This is a genomic window from Caballeronia sp. INML1, assembly GCF_023631085.1.
Classification (GTDB): Bacteria; Pseudomonadota; Gammaproteobacteria; order Burkholderiales; family Burkholderiaceae; genus Caballeronia; species Caballeronia turbans.
This window is the reverse complement of the sequence record NZ_JALQDT010000045.1, coordinates 35198-50238: the sequence shown is the minus strand read 5'-3', so window position 1 is coordinate 50238 and position 15041 is coordinate 35198. Positions and strand designations below refer to the sequence as shown.

16 protein-coding genes and 1 pseudogene are annotated in these 15041 nt (G+C 62.8%); 3 read left to right on the top strand and 14 right to left on the bottom strand.

Translation table 11 applies throughout. The annotated features are described in order from the left end of the window. Window positions 1–26: 26 nt before the first annotated feature. The 9 genes from NCR38_RS14100 to NCR38_RS14060 all read right to left on the bottom strand — a co-directional run bounded on the left by NCR38_RS14100 (window position 27) and on the right by NCR38_RS14060 (window position 6788). Window positions 27–668: an aldolase gene (locus NCR38_RS14100; RefSeq protein ID WP_061120839.1), complete on the bottom strand. Its 642-nt coding sequence runs from the start codon at window positions 666–668 to the stop codon at window positions 27–29. Then, on the bottom strand, window positions 668–1945 hold the full coding sequence (otnK, locus tag NCR38_RS14095) for a 3-oxo-tetronate kinase (protein WP_061120838.1): 1278 nt from the start codon (window positions 1943–1945) through the stop codon (window positions 668–670). Before otnK ends, NCR38_RS14100 begins: the two co-directional genes overlap by 1 nt. Continuing rightward, entirely contained in the window at window positions 1942–2838 is an 897-nt protein-coding gene (ltnD, locus tag NCR38_RS14090) for an L-threonate dehydrogenase (RefSeq protein ID WP_061120837.1), read from the bottom strand. The genes otnK and ltnD overlap by 4 nt, the downstream gene beginning before the upstream one ends. Before the next feature lie 21 nt (window positions 2839–2859). Next, window positions 2860–3564, bottom strand: coding sequence for a FadR/GntR family transcriptional regulator (locus NCR38_RS14085; protein WP_061120836.1), 705 nt, complete (start codon window positions 3562–3564; stop codon window positions 2860–2862). An 86-nt stretch (window positions 3565–3650) separates the two neighbouring features. Then, entirely contained in the window at window positions 3651–3989 is a 339-nt protein-coding gene (locus tag NCR38_RS14080; protein WP_061120835.1) for a thioredoxin family protein, read from the bottom strand. Window positions 3990–4078: 89 nt separating this feature from the next. Beyond that, the gene (locus NCR38_RS14075) at window positions 4079–4639 is read right to left on the bottom strand and encodes a hypothetical protein (protein ID WP_061120834.1); all 561 of its coding nucleotides are present in this window, start codon (window positions 4637–4639) and stop codon (window positions 4079–4081) included. Window positions 4640–4709: 70 nt separating this feature from the next. Continuing rightward, window positions 4710–5060 carry a hypothetical protein gene (locus tag NCR38_RS14070; protein ID WP_143756420.1) on the bottom strand — a complete coding sequence of 117 codons (351 nt, stop codon included), beginning with the start codon at window positions 5058–5060 and terminating at the stop codon, window positions 4710–4712. A gap of 420 nt (window positions 5061–5480) precedes the next feature. Continuing rightward, entirely contained in the window at window positions 5481–6416 is a 936-nt protein-coding gene (gene panE / locus NCR38_RS14065; protein WP_061120832.1) for a 2-dehydropantoate 2-reductase, read from the bottom strand. Between the two features lie 30 nt (window positions 6417–6446). Next, window positions 6447–6788 (bottom strand): hypothetical protein, encoded by a 342-nt coding sequence (locus NCR38_RS14060; protein WP_061120860.1) that lies wholly within the window; start codon window positions 6786–6788, stop codon window positions 6447–6449. A 281-nt stretch (window positions 6789–7069) separates the two neighbouring features. Here NCR38_RS14060 and gndA point away from each other — a divergent pair, with 281 nt between their 5' ends. The 3 genes and pseudogenes from gndA to NCR38_RS14050 all read left to right on the top strand — a co-directional run bounded on the left by gndA (window position 7070) and on the right by NCR38_RS14050 (window position 9196). Then, window positions 7070–8476: an NADP-dependent phosphogluconate dehydrogenase gene (gene gndA, locus NCR38_RS14055; protein WP_061120831.1), complete on the top strand. Its 1407-nt coding sequence runs from the start codon at window positions 7070–7072 to the stop codon at window positions 8474–8476. A gap of 111 nt (window positions 8477–8587) precedes the next feature. Next, window positions 8588–8950, top strand: a pseudogene (locus NCR38_RS34455) (STM2901 family protein). Next, the gene (locus NCR38_RS14050) at window positions 8951–9196 is read left to right on the top strand and encodes a DUF1493 family protein (protein WP_250477265.1); all 246 of its coding nucleotides are present in this window, start codon (window positions 8951–8953) and stop codon (window positions 9194–9196) included. A gap of 124 nt (window positions 9197–9320) precedes the next feature. Here the strand turns inward: NCR38_RS14050 and NCR38_RS14045 are convergent, their stop codons facing one another. The 5 genes from NCR38_RS14045 to NCR38_RS14025 are packed head-to-tail and all read right to left on the bottom strand — an operon-like array spanning window position 9321 to window position 15041. Further along, a complete protein-coding gene (locus NCR38_RS14045; RefSeq protein ID WP_061120830.1) occupies window positions 9321–10442 on the bottom strand; it encodes a Gfo/Idh/MocA family protein in 1122 nt (373 codons plus the stop codon). Beyond that, a complete protein-coding gene (locus NCR38_RS14040; protein ID WP_061120829.1) occupies window positions 10439–11512 on the bottom strand; it encodes a sugar phosphate isomerase/epimerase in 1074 nt (357 codons plus the stop codon). Before NCR38_RS14040 ends, NCR38_RS14045 begins: the two co-directional genes overlap by 4 nt. 46 nt (window positions 11513–11558) lie before the next feature. Further along, entirely contained in the window at window positions 11559–12524 is a 966-nt protein-coding gene (locus NCR38_RS14035; RefSeq protein ID WP_061120828.1) for a substrate-binding domain-containing protein, read from the bottom strand. A 32-nt stretch (window positions 12525–12556) separates the two neighbouring features. Beyond that, a complete protein-coding gene (locus NCR38_RS14030; RefSeq protein WP_061120827.1) occupies window positions 12557–13573 on the bottom strand; it encodes an ABC transporter permease in 1017 nt (338 codons plus the stop codon). Next, entirely contained in the window at window positions 13554–15041 is a 1488-nt protein-coding gene (locus NCR38_RS14025; RefSeq protein ID WP_061120826.1) for a sugar ABC transporter ATP-binding protein, read from the bottom strand. The genes NCR38_RS14030 and NCR38_RS14025 overlap by 20 nt, the downstream gene beginning before the upstream one ends.

The following is a 15041-nucleotide window of genomic DNA, read 5'->3' as shown; positions in this document are numbered from 1 at the left end:
CCGCTGCGCGGCCGACCGGCATTTCTTTACCATCGGGCGTTGAATGTCGCTCGCAAATCCTCGATCGCCGCTTCCGGTAACGGCTCGGGGCGCGGCATCGTCGATAGATACAGCCGCGCCGTCTCCTCCAGCTCCTCCAGCGCGTAACTCGCGTGCGACACCGATTTCTCCCACACCACCGGCCCAAGGCGCTCCAGCAACACCGCGCGCACCTTCGACGCCAGCGCCGCCACTTCCTCCGCCACGGCCGCATCGCCCGGACGGCGATATTCGATCAGTGGCACGTGGCCCACCTTCATCACGTAGTACGGCGTGATCGGCGGCAGGACATCTTCCTTCTTCCAGACGCCCGCCAGCGTCAGCGCCACGAGATGCGTCGAATGCGTATGCACCACGCCGCGCGCATCCGCATTGCTCTCGTAGATGCGTCGATGCAGCGCGAGCGTCTTCGACGGCCGTCCGCCCGACACGTGATTGCCCTGAAGATCGACCTTCGCGATGTCGTTTGGATCGAGGCGGCCAAGGCACGCATCCGTCGGCGTGATGAGCCAGCCGTCATCGAGCCGCGCGCTGATGTTGCCCGCACTGCCGACCGTATAGCGCCGCTCGTACAGGCTCTTGCCGGTGACGCAGATCTCTTCGCGAATGGAATGTTCGTTCGATGCCATCACAGTGCCTTCAACGCCTTCTCGAAGAAATCGGTCGCGCCGAAATTGCCGGACTTGAGCGCGAGGGCCAGCGATTCATCGGCATTCGCGCCGATCGACTGCGTCGCCGGCACGCCCGGATCGATCTGCGGCCCGATGCGCAGCGTGCGCACATCGAGCGCCTGCACGACCGCGCCCGAGGTCTCGCCGCCCGCCACGACGAACTTGACGCAGCCTTCGTCGCGCAGCGTGCGCGCGATGGACGCGAGCGCGTCTTCGACCAGTTGCCCCGCCTTCTCGACGCCCAGTTCCTTCTGCACCGCCTTTACTTCATCGGGCGACGAAGTCGCGTAAATGAGCACAGGCTCGTTGTGCGTGCGCGCGAATTCGACAGCGTTTTGCACGACCGGCTCGCCGCGCGACAGCGCCAGCGGATCGATACGGAAACCCGGCTTCGACTCGCGCCAGTGCGCGACCTGCGCGTTCGTCGCCTTCGATGCGCTGCCCGCCAGCACCACCGACTTGCCTTCGATTTTCGGCAGATCGGCGGCATGTTCCGCATGCGCGAGCAGGTTCGCGGCGCGGAAGTTTTGCGGAAGCCCGAGCGCGATGCCCGAGCCGCCCGTGATGAGCGCAAGTTCGCGGCACGCGTCGCCCAGCGTGTAGAGATCGGCGTCGGATATGGCATCGGCGATGGCGAGGCGCACGCCGTCTTTCTTCAACTCGTCGATGCGCGCCCGGATCGCGTCCGCGCCCTTGGCGATCGTGTCGTAGCGGATCAGCCCGACTTTCGATTGCGTCTGACGCTGCAAGACGCGCACGAGGTTCGGATCGGTCATCGGCGTGAGCGGATGATTCTCCATGCCCGACTCGTTCAGCAACACATCCCCGACAAACAGATTGCCGCGAAAGATCGTGCGGCCGTTCTCGGGAAACGCGGGGCAGGCGATCGTGAAATCTGCCTTCAGCGCATCGAGCAACGCGTCCGAAACGGGGCCGATGTTGCCCTTATCGGTGGAATCGAAGGTCGAGCAATACTTGAAGAAGAACTGGCGGCATCCCTGCGCGCGCAGCCATTCGAGCGCGTCGAGCGACTGGCGCACGGCCTCGGCGGCGGGAATCGTGCGCGATTTCAGCGCGACGACGATCGCGTCCGCATCGATTAGCGTGCCCGCTTCGGGAATGCCAATGGTCTGCACCGTGCGCATGCCGCCGCGCACGAGCATGTTGGCGAGATCGGTCGCCCCCGTGAAATCGTCGGCGATACAGCCGAGCAGTGTCTGCGCCGTCTGCGTCATTCCTTCGCTCCCTTCGGGATGTCGATGCCCGGAAAAATCTTGATGACCGCGGAATCGTCCTCGCCGCCGTGGCCGGCGGTGGACGCCATCATGAACATCTGGTGCGCCGCCGCCGAGAGCGGCAGCGGGAATTTCGACGTGCGCGCCGTATCGAGCACGAGGCCGAGGTCCTTCACGAAAATATCGACGGCGGAAAGCGGCGTGTAGTCGCCCGCCAGAATGTGCGGCACGCGGTTCTCGAACATCCACGAGTTGCCGGCGCTGTGCGTGATGACGTCGTAGAGCGCATCGGGATCGACGCCTTCGCGCAGGCCGAGCGCCATCGCTTCGGCGGCCGCGGCGATATGCACGCCCGCGAGCAGTTGATTGATGATCTTCACCTTCGAGCCCGCGCCGTGCGCGTCGCCGAGACGATAGACCTTGCCCGCAATCGCACCGAGCACGTCTTCGCACGCGGCGTAGGCGTCGGCCGGGCCGGAGGTCATCATCGTCATGTCGCCGGAATTGGCCTTGGCCGCGCCGCCGGACAGGGGCGCGTCGAGCAGCAACACGCCTTTTTCCCCGATGCGCCGGCCGAGGTCGGCGGCGAATTGCGGCGATACCGTCGCGCATGCGAGCACGACGCTGCCGGGTTTCATCGCCTCGAGCGCACCGTTCTCACCGAACAGCACAGCCTCCGTCTGCGCCGCGTTGACGACGACCGTCAGCACGACCTCGCACTTGCCGCCCAGTTCCGCCGGCGACGCGCACGCAAGGCCGCCTTCGGCCGCGAACGCATCGAGCGCGGGCTTCTTCACATCGTACGCATGGACGGCGAAGCCCGCGCGCAGCAACGAACGCGCGACGCCCATGCCCATTGCGCCCAGGCCGATGACTCCCACGTTTCTCGTCATAGCGTTTCTCTTCCCGATGAATTAGCAGATGCCCGCTTCCGCCAGGCGGCGCGCGGCGTTGATGAGATGGGTCTGGGCGGCGTTGCGCGCGGCGACCGAATCGCGCGAGCGGATCGCCTCGACGATCGCCGCGTGCTCCTCGCGCACCTGACGCATGAAGTCCTCGCGCAGGGCCTCGTTGCCGCGCGTGACGAGCGTGCCGGCTTCGAGATACTGATTCAGAAAGGTGAGGGTTTTCAGGAAGTACGGGTTGCCGGTCGCGTTCGCGATTTCGCGATGGAACGCGACGTCTTCCGCGACGCCGTCCCTGCCTTCGCGAACCGCTTCGTCGATGCGCCCGAGGGCGTCATCGATAGCGGCCAGGTGCTCGTCGGTGCGGCGCAGCGCGGCCTCGGACGCGACTTCGGCCTCGATCGCCCGGCGCAGCGCGAGAATCTGGACGACCGCGCCCGGCTCGACGGCCTGCGCGTAATCGATGCGCAACGGCCGGATGCCCGCCCGCTCCACGATGAACACACCGCTGCCCTGGCGCGGCTCGACCATGCCTTCGTTCTTCAGCCGTGAGATGGCTTCGCGGATCACGGTGCGGCTCACGCCGAATTCCTGCGCGAGCACGGCTTCGGTCGGCAGCTTGCCGGTCGTGGCGAAGCTGCCGGTCTCGATGAGCTTCTGCAATTTCTGCGCGACCGTGTCCGACAGGGCGCGCGGCGGGATCTTCTCGAACATGCGACTCGATGGAACGCGTAAAGTCATCGGGTCATCATACAAGTTTCGGGAGCGGCGTTGACCGAGGAATAACCCTCGGAGGAACGCTATTGCGCGAGCGGTTCGTCGATGAGCGCGAGCGCGTCGCGTATTTCGGAGACGTCGCCGGGGCGCACGAGGCGCGCGACTTCCTTGCCGCCGAGCATGAAGACGAGCGTCGGCCAGAGCTTCACGCGAAACGAGCGGCCGAGCGGTCGGCCGCTGCCGTCTTCGATCTTCATATGCTTCACCGCGCCATGACCCTGGAACGCCTGCGCGATGAGCGGCTGCGCGGCGCGGCAGAAGCCGCACCAGTCGGTGCCGAACTCGACGACCATCGGGCCGCTCAGCGCGTCGATTTCGGCGCGCTCGGGCGCGGTCTTCGCGTATTCGATATTCATGCTCATGACGCTCGTCCTTGCTCCCTTGTGATTTCGGTGAAACTAGCAGAAAACTTGCCCACCCGCCGTAGCGAGCGGGCGCGGGAGCAGGGATATTACGATCCGACGGCGATCGCAGTCACCTCATGATTGGCGCCGCCCGTTATCGTGACCGGAATGTTCATCCGCAGCGCCATCATGAAAAGGCTGTTTCGGTTGTCGTAGTTATCCCTGTTGGGCCACATCTGGGCGCAGTATCGCGAGCCGTCGCTCGTCTGGAGCACGTAGGTGACCGCCGAACCTGGATCCTTGTCGACGATTCTCACCACCGTGCCGGTACGCGTGTCCTGCAACTTTAGAAACGCGGAATTCAGGGATGGAATCGGCGAATCACTCTTCGCAACGGCGAGGCCGGTTATGTTTCCCGAATCGTCACCCGAGAGTGTGACGGGCAGACCGTAATCCAGCGCCATCATCAGGAGATTGTTTCTATTTTCGTGAGTGACGATATTCAGTTGACCACAATATAACGCGCCCTCTCCGGTTCGAATGACGAAATTAACGTTCTCGAGATCATTCGAATCGATTATGCGGGTGAGAAAACCACCCTTGACGCCCGTGAGCGGAATGCCGCCTCGCACAAGGCCGAGGTTGACGGAACTATCAATGTTTCTCACTCGTGATCCTTTTTTCATGATTCCAAAATCGCGCGCCTCCGGATAATGGAGCGACGCGGCATGTGACTTTTTACGGGCGCCCGCTACGCGCGTCGTTTGGGTTCGATCCACCAGTCGATTCAAAAAGCGCATGACTGGGAGCGCCGACCATCGCCGCCTTCACATAACTGTTGATTCCGCCGATAACCATGACCGAGCGTCCTGATTCCAGCGCGAGCCGCAGCAGCGCATCGCGATTGCGCCGGCGCCGGACGTCCATCTGCCCGCAGTATTGCGTGCCGTCCGCCGTCTGAACGAGGTAATTCGCATACACCGACGCATCCGAGTCGATGATACGCACGACCACGCCGGCCTGCGCGCCATCGAGGGGAACCCCGGGGCAGATGAGCGATGGGATTACAGGCGAACTTCTGATTTTCATTTAAACGTCTCCTGACATGTAATTGGCCATTCAGGGAAATGGATGTTTATGCGAACAAGGCGATTATCGTTCGTTGAAAGGCTCTTCTCAGTTTTACGCTGATTGACATATATCACGCTTGGTATGTAAATTCTTAATCATGTTTTCGTACAAATTCGCGTCAACCAGTAAAAATTCAACGGCGAACAAAGTCCGCGCGCATCGCCAAAAGGCGTTGCGTGGCCATAAACAAGCTATTTAATATTACTAATGCGGTCAGGAAAACGATTAATCAGCGCCGATATTCGCGACTTGTCGCAGGCAAAATCTAGTAGCGAAAATTATGTCAGTCAATTTAGTAATTGTCATTTTTTGAGATGTCACTGACATAAAAATCCAACGCCGCCATTTCGGCGGCGCGTGAATCGTGGCAGGTAATGCTCAGGCGCGGGACATGCGAGCGCGCCGTGCCTCGTAGGCCTTCAGATGCGCATAAGCCACCGCGAGCGCCGACACACCGCTGAAAGCGGTGCGCCGCCGTGCCAGCAGATCCCCGACGATGTGATCCGCCTCGATCGGCGCGCCGTTCTCCAGATCGCGCAGCATCGACGCGGTCATCAGCGAGCCGCGTTCCGCGAAGAACGCACGGGCGCGCGCGACGACCGCCTCGCCCGGCGCGTGCGTGTTGTCGGCGGCGATGCCGCGGCATTCGTCGAAGAGCTGGAACAGCAGCGCTTCGCCGCCCGGTGCCGCGAGAATATCGCCGATGGGTGCGCGCATCAGGCACGTTCCCGTCGCGAGCGTCGCGAGGAACACCCACTTGTCCCACATCGATTGCAGGATGTTTCCGCTTACGTCCAGATCGAAGCCCGCGCCGCCGAGTTGTGCAGCGATCGCGTCGATGCGCGTTGTGCGGCCGCCGGCGCGTTCGCCGATGGTCATCGAATGCATCTTGTTCAGGTGCAGGATCTCGCCCTCGGCGTCGAGCGTCGCGGCGATCACGCATTGGCCGCCGAGCACGTTCGCCGGATCGAAGCGGGCATCGAGCGCATCGAGATGGCCCATGCCGTTCAAAAGCGGCAGGATCGCGGTGCCGGGGCCGACCGCGGGCGCGAAGGAATCGATCGCGCCTCGCAGGTCGTAAGCCTTGCAGCTCAGCAACACGAGGTCGTAAGGCCGGTCGATGTCCTTTGCGAGCACCATCGGCGGACAGGCGAACGCGAGATCGCCCTCCGGGCTCTTCACTTTCAGGCCGCATTGCCGCAGCCGCTCGGCGCGCCGCTCGCGCACGAGGAAGGTCACGTCCCTGCCCGCATCGAGCAGCCGCGCGCCGAAATATCCGCCGATGGCCCCCGCGCCCACTATCAGAATCCGCATGTATCGCTCCTCATGGTTTGATGCACCGCTTTACGCCTGCCACACGCCATAACCCGCTTCCCGCAAACCTATCGCCAGTTCCACTTCCATGTCGCGCGCGCCGTCGTAGGGCATCGGGTTGTACATGTCGTACAGATGCGGCAGAAGCCGCAGCCCGAACTCGCGTACGAAGCGGTTCGACTGGATGCCCGCCTTGTGCTTGTCGAAGCGCACGTCGGGATCGATGCCCGTCATGCCCACATACACGAACGGCATGCCGGTCACGTAGTCCGGATTCGCGCGGCGAAAGCGCGCTTCGTTCCAGACCGTGCCGGACAGTTCGATCACATAGACGGAGTAATGATGGCTGCGCGCGCGCCGGGATGGCGGCATGTCTCGGGTGGCCTTCGCGGCGTGCTCGTTGCGGGCGTTCATTCTAAGACTGCGTGACGCAACGCGCTCGATCGTCCGGCGCGCGGCCTGCCGGATGCGGCTCGAAGTGGTAAATTCGGGGCGGTCTGCGCTCGCGCAAGATGATCGGATCGCCGCACCGCCCGTCGAGCCGCCGATCAAGACTGAGATGACCTCTCACGCGAGCGCCGCTCCCATCGACACGTTTTCATCCCGAAGCCGCGCCACGAGCCGCGTCCGCTTCGGTTATCCGGAGATCAAGCATGAGCAAACAAGCTATCGGCGTGGTGGGCCTCGCCGTCATGGGCCGCAATCTGGCCTTGAACATCGAGAGCCGCGGTCACGCCGTTTCGGTCTACAACCGCAGCCGCGCCAAAACCGACGAACTGATTGCCGAACATCCCGACAAGAAGCTCGTGCCGACCTACACGCTCGAAGAGTTCGTCGAGTCGCTCGAAAAGCCGCGCCGCATCCTGATGATGGTGAAGGCGGGTGCCGGCACCGACGAGACCATCGCTTCGCTGCGTCCGCTGCTCGAGAAGGGCGACATTCTCATCGACGGCGGCAACACGCATTTCACCGACACCATCCGCCGCAATCAGGATCTCGCGAAGTCGGGCCTGCATTTCATCGGCACGGGTGTGTCGGGCGGCGAGGAAGGCGCGCTGAAAGGCCCGTCGATCATGCCGGGCGGACAGAAAGAAGCCTACGAACTCGTCGCACCGATCCTCACCGAGATCGCGGCGAAGGCGCCGGACGGCGAGCCGTGTGTCGCCTACATGGGTCCGGACGGCGCGGGCCATTTCGTGAAGATGGTGCACAACGGCATCGAGTACGGCGACATGCAACTGATCGCCGAGAGCTATGACGTGCTCAAACGTGTCGCCGGTCTGTCGAACGAAGAACTGGGCAAGGTCTACGTCGAGTGGAATCAGGGCGAGCTGGACAGCTACCTGATCGAGATCACGTCGAAGATCTTCTCGAAGAAGGACGAGGAAACCGGCAAGGATCTCGTCGATGTGATTCTCGATCGCGCCGCGCAAAAAGGCACGGGCAAGTGGACGAGCCAGAATGCGCTCGATCTCGGCGCACCGCTGCCGTTGATCACCGAAGCGGTGTTCGCGCGCGTGCTGTCTTCGCTGAAGGATCAGCGCGTGGCGGCGAGCAAGGTTTTGAGCGGCCCGTCGCCGAAGTTCGATGGCGATCGCGCGGCGTTCGTCGAGTCGGTGCGGCGCGCGTTGTATCTGTCGAAGATCGTTTCGTATGCGCAAGGGTTTGCGCAGTTGCGTGCCGCATCGGAAGAGTACAAATGGGACCTGCATTACGGCGAGATCGCGAAGATCTTCCGCGCGGGCTGCATCATCCGCGCGCGCTTCCTGCAGAAGATCACCGACGCGTATGAGAAGAATCCGCAACTCGCAAACCTTCTGCTCGATCCGTATTTCAGCGATATCGCCGCGAAGTATCAGGACGCATTGCGCGATGTGGTCGTCGCGGCGGTGAAGGCGGGCATTCCGGTGCCCGCGTTTTCATCGGCGATCGCCTATTTCGATGCGTATCGCTCCGAGCGGCTGCCCGCGAATCTCGTGCAGGCGCAGCGCGATTTCTTCGGTGCGCATACGTTCGAACGCGTGGACAAGGCGGGAAGTTTTCACGCGAATTGGGCGTGATTCCGTAACGATTGCGGCTCTGAGTTGAGAAACGCGGCTCTTGCGGGAGTCGCGTTTTTTCGGATGTACCAAATTAATATCGTCCGACTTATGAATGATTCACGGACGAACATGGGCCAGCGCTACCAATACGGCATGCATACGGATTTAGAGCCCGCCGAGCTGTTTTTCTTATCACAATCGATGAGATTTACAGAGAGACCGGCATAGACGATCTGTCGAGCATCGCGATGACCCTGCTGGGTCAGTTGCGTCGATCGTCTCCAGAACGATGCTGCCCTTCGACATCAAGTACAGAATTTTGCCGACGGTGACATCCTTTTGCGCGTCAAGTTCACTCGCAATCTGGGAGCCTTCGTTGCAAGGGCGATTCCGGGCGTCGGCTGGGTGCTTCTCGCCACCGATGTATCGACCATTCTGTTTCGATCGGTTCAGTCTTACAACGGTATCGTGAAACCCGAGGATCGGCTGTAAATGATTGCTCGACCGGAAGCGTGGGAGCGGCTCGTCGACTTCATAGAAGCCAAGCTGGGCAAACCGTTCCTGGGACAGAACAGCCTCGCGCCCGAGACCGATCTGTATCACGACCTCGACTTGAATCCACCGGAGATTTCAGCGTTGCTCAGCGAGTGGGGAACGAAATTCGACGTCGACATGAGCGAATTCCAGCTTGGCCACTATTACCCCTTCATTCAGTTGAGCAAGCCGGCGTTTTTCTGAACAGTACTCAAGTCCCCCTTCAGCCTCGAGGCTCGAGAAACGCTCGGCGGATGGCAGCTCACACTCGGCATGCTGGAGGAAGCGATGATTCGGGGAAAATGGGTGATCGACTAAAGCATCCGAATCAAGCAAGCGTCACCCATTCAGCATTCCTCTCGCTGCTTCTCAACACCGCATCCACGAACCTCAATCCCGCGACGCCGTCCTCGACCGTCGTAAGCCAGTCATCCCCTTGCGTAGTTCCGCTCGCGATGCACGCCGCCGCATCCGTATAAAGCTGCGCGAACGCTTCCAGATACCCTTCGGGATGCCCCGCCGGCACGCGCGTCGCATGCTGCGCTTCGGGGCTTTGCACGCGGCCACGCGTGATCCGTTCCGACGCGCCGCCGATAGTCGTGAACCACAACTCATTCGGCTTCTGCTGATCGAATGCGATGCCCGCCTTCGTCCCATACACACGCAAACGCAGCGCGTTCTCCTCGCCCGCCGCAATCTGGCTCGCCCACAACATTCCGCGTGCGCCGCCGGTATATCGGAACATCGCCTGCACGTGATCGTCCACACGGCGATTCGGCACGAATGTCGTCACCTCCGCCGACAACTCCGCCGGCCGCATGCCCGTCACGTAGTCCGCGAGCTGATACGCGTGCGTGCCGATATCGCCGAGACAACCCGCCGGACCCGCCAGCGCAGGATCGGTGCGCCACACCGCCTGGCGGTTCGCCTGCGTCTCGACGGGCAGCGAAAGCCAGTCCTGCGCATACTCCACCTGCACGACGCGAATATCGCCGAGCAGGCCGCGTCGAACCATTCCGCGCGCATGACGCACCAGCGGATAGCCCGTATAGGTATAAGTCACCGCGAACACGCGATCCTTCTCGCGCGCGAGTTTCGCGAGCGCCTCGCCTTCATCGAGCGATACTGCGAGCGGCTTGTCGCAAATCACGTGAATGCCCGCTTCGAGAAACGCCGTCGCGATCGGCGCATGCAGATGATTCGGCGTGACGATCGCCACCGCCTCGATGCCGTCCGAGCGCCCCGCCTCGACGCGCGCCATCTCGCGATAATCGTCGTAACTGCGCGCAAGCCCGATCGCCGCCGCACTCGACGCCGCACGCCGCGCATCCGACGACAACGCGCCCGCGACGAGTTCATAGCGATCATCGAGCCGCGCCGCGATGCGATGCACCGCGCCGATGAACGCGCCCTCGCCGCCGCCGACCATGCCCAGCCGCACGCGGTTCATCGCGTCTCTCCCGCCTGGTCTCCGATCCCGAGCACACCGCGCATCTGCTCGCGGCTCGCGCCGCTGCCCGCGAAGTCATCGAATGCACGCTCGGCCACGCGGATGATGTGATCTCGAATGAACACGGCGCCCTCGCGCGCGCCGTCTTCCGGATGCTTCAACGCGCATTCCCACTCGAGCACGGCCCAGCCGGGAAAATCGTATTGCGCCATCTTCGAGAAGATTGCCTTGAAGTCGATCTGGCCATCGCCCAGCGAACGGAAACGTCCCGCGCGATCGGTCCATCCCGAATAGCCACCGTACACGCCCTGCTTTCCATTCGGCCGGAACTCCGCGTCCTTCACATGAAATGCCTTGATGCGCGCGTGATAGATGTCGATGAACGCGAGGTAATCGAGTTGCTGCAGCACGAAGTGACTCGGATCGAACAGGATGTTGGCGCGCGGATGATCGTCCACCGCCGCGAGAAAGCGCTCGAACGTGACGCCGTCGTGCAAGTCCTCGCCCGGATGCAGTTCGTAGCACACGTCGATGCCCGCGCGATCGAACTCGTCGAGAATCGGGCGCCACCGTTTCGCGAGTTCCTCGAACGCGGCTTCGACGAGACCCGCCGGACGCTGCGGCCACGGATAGACATAGGGCCACGCGAGCGCGCCCGAAAACGTCACGTGCGCGCTCAGGCCAAGACGCTTCGACGCCGCCGCCGCGAGCTTCAATTGCGATATCGCCCATTGCGTGCGCGCCGCCGGATTGCCCCGCACGTGCGGTGCGGCGAACCCGTCGAACAGCGTGTCGTACGCCGGATGCACCGCGACCAACTGGCCTTGCAGATGCGTGGACAATTCGGTGATCGCCACGCCCGCATCGTCCACCGTGCGGCGGATGTCGTCGCAATAGGCATCGCTCGAGGCGGCTTTTTCCAGATCGATCAGGCGCGGATCGGCGGGCACCTGGATGCCTTGATAACCGAGCGAAGCCGCCCACGACGCGAGGTTCTCCAACGTATCGAACGGCGGCTCTTCGCCCATGAACTGCGCGAGAAATATCGCCGGCCCTTTGATGGTCTTCATCTTTCGCCTCTAGGAGAAAGAAGGCCGGGTGAACGGCCTTCGCACATCAGAACGGCGAGTTCGGGAAATAGAACTGCTTGGCGTTGTCCTTCGTGATGAGCACCGACGGGATGATGGTCGTCGGCGGCAGCTTGTCGCCCTTGAGGCGCGCCTCGGCGGTCAGCTTGATCGCGTCATAGATGAACTTCGGCGAGTACGACACGTCGGCCTGCACGCGCTTGTCGCCGTCCATGATGCGCTTCACGGCTTCCTTCGATCCGGCGCCGCCGAAAACGATCTTGACGTCCGTGCGCTTCGCCTGATCGATCGCCTTCAGCACGCCGACCATCATGTCGTCGTCGGCGGCCCAGACGGCGTCGATGTGCTTGAAGCGCGTGAGATAGTCCTGCATCACCTTGAAGGCATCGTCGCGGTTCCAGTTCGCGTACTTGGCGTCGAGAATCTTCATGTCCGGATGCTGCTTGATCACACCTTCGAACGCGGTCCAGCGCTCGTTGTCGAGGGTCGTCGGAATGCCGCGCAGCGCGACGATGTCGCCCTTGCCGTTCAGCGTCTTCGCGATGTATTCCGCGGGAATCTTGCCGAATGCGGTGTTGTCGCCGGCGACATAGGCATCCTGCGCGCTGGGGTCGGTGAGACCGCGATCGACCACCGTCACATAGACGCCCTTCTTCTTCACCTGCGCGACAGGTTGCGTGAGCGAAGCCGATTCCTGCGGGAAAATCACGAGCGCATTGATCTTGTTGACGGTCACGAGGTCCTGCAACTGGTTCGCCTGCTCGGGCGCGGTGCCGGCGGTCTTCACGATGACCTTCAGGTCCGGGTGCGCCTTTTCCAGCTCCTTCTTCGCTTCGTTGGCCCACCACACGATGCCGCCCGTGAAGCCGTGATCCGCGGTCGGAATGGCGACACCGAGCACGACCTTGTCGGCGGCGTGAGCGCACGGCAATGAGGCGGCGAACGCACTCGCCGCAAGCGTGAGCGCGCCGAGCGCGCGAAGCATGTTCTTCATGACGAAGTCTCCTTGTCTTGTGGATATTCCGGCTAACGACGACCGCGCTGCAAAAATGCTACGAGGATGATCACGGCGCCCTGCACCGCCGCGTTCAGATACACGCTGATGATGCTCGTCAGGTTCAGGATGTTGTTGATGACCGAAAGCAGAATCGCGCCGATGACGGTGCCGATCACGCGCCCTTCGCCGCCTTTCAGCGCAGTGCCGCCGACCACGACGGACGCGATCGCTTCGAGCTCCCAGAGGAGGCCCGTCGTCGGCGTGGCGGAGCCGAGGCGCGGCACGTACAGAATCGTCGCGACGGCAACGCACAAGCCGAGCAGCACATAGGTGACGATCTTCACGCGATCCACGCGAATGGCCGCATAACGCGCGACCTGCTCGCTCGAACCGATCGCCTGCACATGCCGTCCATACACCGTCCGATTGAGCACGACGGCGCCGCCCGCCGCGACGATCAGGAAGATCCATATCGGCACCGGCACACCGAAGAGGCTCGCGTAATAGACCGGCCCGTAGAGATCGACGAGCGAGTTGTCCAGCGTGAGCGCGCCGCCGTCCGCGAGCCATGTGAGCAGCGCGCGAAAAATGCCGAGCGTGCCGAGCGTGACAATGAACGGCTCGATGCGCCCCTTCGTCACCAGCACGCCGTGCGCGAAGCCGAACAGCCCGCCCAGCACGAGCGCGAGCACGACGCCGAGCGCGATGATCAAGAGCGGCGGCACCGCGTGCCCGTGAAAGCCCTGCATGAGCGCGTTCATCATGTAGATCATGCTGCCCGCGATCAGCGCGGCCATCGACCCGACCGACAGGTCGATGCCGCCCGAGATGATCACGAAGGTCATGCCCACCGCGATGATGCCGATGAACGATGTGCGCGTGAGCACGTTCATCGCGTTGTCGAGGGTGGCGAAGTCGCCGTTGAGCAACGTGCCGCCGACGCACAGCGCGATCAGCCCGATCAGCGGCCCGACGCCGAACAGAAAGCGCGCGGCGGCGGAAAGACGGCTCTCGCTGTCGATGTCTTCAGTGTGTGCCGGTCGCATGCGCGATCAACCTCTCTTCGGTCAAAAGATCCATGCCGAGCGTCGCGACGAGCTCGCCCGCGCGCATCACCGCGACGCGATGACACAAGCCGATCAGCTCGATCAGCTCGGATGAAATCACGATCACCGCGCGGCCCTCGGCGGCCAGCCGGTGAATCAGGAAATAGATGTCGCGCTTGGCGCCGACATCCACGCCGCGTGTCGGTTCGTCGAGCACGATCACGCGCGGATCGGGATTCAGGAACTTCGCGAGCGCGAGCTTCTGCTGGTTGCCGCCCGACAGCATGCGCGCGCGAATCGACGTGTTCCCCGTGCGAATGCCGAAATCGTTCACGGCTTTCTTCAACGCGTCGCGTTCGGCGTGCATGTCGATGAACGGATGCGCATAGCGCTCCAGCGTCATCATCGTCAGGTTGTCCTTGAGCGCCATGTCGACGTGCAGTCCGCGTCCTTTTCTATCCTCGCTCAGGTACGTGAGGCCCTGCTTCATCGCTTCGCGCGGGCTCGTCAGGCTGACGGTCTTGCCGTCGATCACGACGTGTCCCGCGCTCAACGGCCGCAAGCCGACGAGTGCCTCGAACAACTCCGTTCGTCCCGCGCCGACGAGTCCCGCGAAGCCGAACACTTCGCCTTTGCGCACCGAAAAGCCGATGCCGTTCGCCCAGCCCGGAACCGATGCGCCTTCGACCTCGAATGCGACCGGCGCGTCGTCGGTCAGCGGTGGCTTGTCGGGAAACATGTCGGAGACTTCGCGGCCGACCATCAGATTGGCCATCTGCTGGCGCGTGAGCTCCTCGGTCGGCGCGCGCGCGACGAAGCGGCCGTCGCGCATCACGATCACTTCGTCGGTCACGCGCTCCACTTCGTCGAGCTTGTGCGAGATATACACGATGGTCGTGCCCGCATCCTTCAGGCGCGCCATGAGGCTGAACAGACGCTGTGTCTCCGATGGCGTCAGCGTCGCGGTCGGCTCGTCCATGATGAGCAGCCGCGCGTCGCGCAGCATCGCCTTCGCGATCTCGACGAGCTGCTTCTCCGCGACGATCAGGTCGCGCACCTTCGTATCCGGATTCTTGTGCAGGCCGACGTCGTTCAGTCGCGCACGCGCGGCTTCGCGCATCGCCGGTTCGTCGAGGAAAAGGCCTTTCTTCAGCTCGTGGCCGAGGAACATGTTCTGCGTGATGCTCAAATGATCCGCGAGATTGAGTTCCTGGTGAATCAGCACGATCCCCGCGTGTTCGGCCTCGCGTGAACTCGCGAAGTCGCGCACGCGTTCGTCGATATACAGCTCGCCCGCGTTCGCGCGCTCGTAGCCCGCGAGGATCTTCATCAGCGTGGATTTGCCCGCGCCGTTTTCGCCGAGCAATCCATGGATGCGCCCCGGCGCGATATCGAAGGTGACGCCGTGCAGCACGCGCACCGGCCCGAACTGTTTTTCGATGCCCTGAAAGCGCACGGCGAGGCTCAT

Bases quoted from the DNA above. Each gene is read 5' to 3' on its own strand.
- NCR38_RS14045 (WP_061120830.1), bottom strand. From the start codon at position 10,442: ATGAACCGCGTGCGGCTGGGCATGGTCGGCGGCGGCGAGGGCGCGTTC.
- NCR38_RS14030 (WP_061120827.1), bottom strand. From the start codon at position 13,573: ATGCGACCGGCACACACTGAAGACATCGACAGCGAGAGCCGTCTTTCC.
- NCR38_RS14050 (WP_250477265.1), top strand. From the start codon at position 8,951: ATGATTGCTCGACCGGAAGCGTGGGAGCGGCTCGTCGACTTCATAGAA.
- NCR38_RS14070 (WP_143756420.1), bottom strand. From the start codon at position 5,060: ATGAAAATCAGAAGTTCGCCTGTAATCCCATCGCTCATCTGCCCCGGG.
- NCR38_RS14100 (WP_061120839.1), bottom strand. From the start codon at position 668: ATGGCATCGAACGAACATTCCATTCGCGAAGAGATCTGCGTCACCGGC.
- NCR38_RS14040 (WP_061120829.1), bottom strand. From the start codon at position 11,512: ATGAAGACCATCAAAGGGCCGGCGATATTTCTCGCGCAGTTCATGGGC.
- NCR38_RS14085 (WP_061120836.1), bottom strand. From the start codon at position 3,564: ATGTTCGAGAAGATCCCGCCGCGCGCCCTGTCGGACACGGTCGCGCAG.
- otnK (WP_061120838.1), bottom strand. From the start codon at position 1,945: ATGACGCAGACGGCGCAGACACTGCTCGGCTGTATCGCCGACGATTTC.
- panE (WP_061120832.1), bottom strand. From the start codon at position 6,416: ATGCGGATTCTGATAGTGGGCGCGGGGGCCATCGGCGGATATTTCGGC.
- NCR38_RS14080 (WP_061120835.1), bottom strand. From the start codon at position 3,989: ATGAGCATGAATATCGAATACGCGAAGACCGCGCCCGAGCGCGCCGAA.
- NCR38_RS14025 (WP_061120826.1), bottom strand. From the start codon at position 15,041: ATGAGCCTCGCCGTGCGCTTTCAGGGCATCGAAAAACAGTTCGGGCCG.
- NCR38_RS14035 (WP_061120828.1), bottom strand. From the start codon at position 12,524: ATGAAGAACATGCTTCGCGCGCTCGGCGCGCTCACGCTTGCGGCGAGT.
- ltnD (WP_061120837.1), bottom strand. From the start codon at position 2,838: ATGACGAGAAACGTGGGAGTCATCGGCCTGGGCGCAATGGGCATGGGC.
- gndA (WP_061120831.1), top strand. From the start codon at position 7,070: ATGAGCAAACAAGCTATCGGCGTGGTGGGCCTCGCCGTCATGGGCCGC.
- NCR38_RS14060 (WP_061120860.1), bottom strand. From the start codon at position 6,788: ATGCCGCCATCCCGGCGCGCGCGCAGCCATCATTACTCCGTCTATGTG.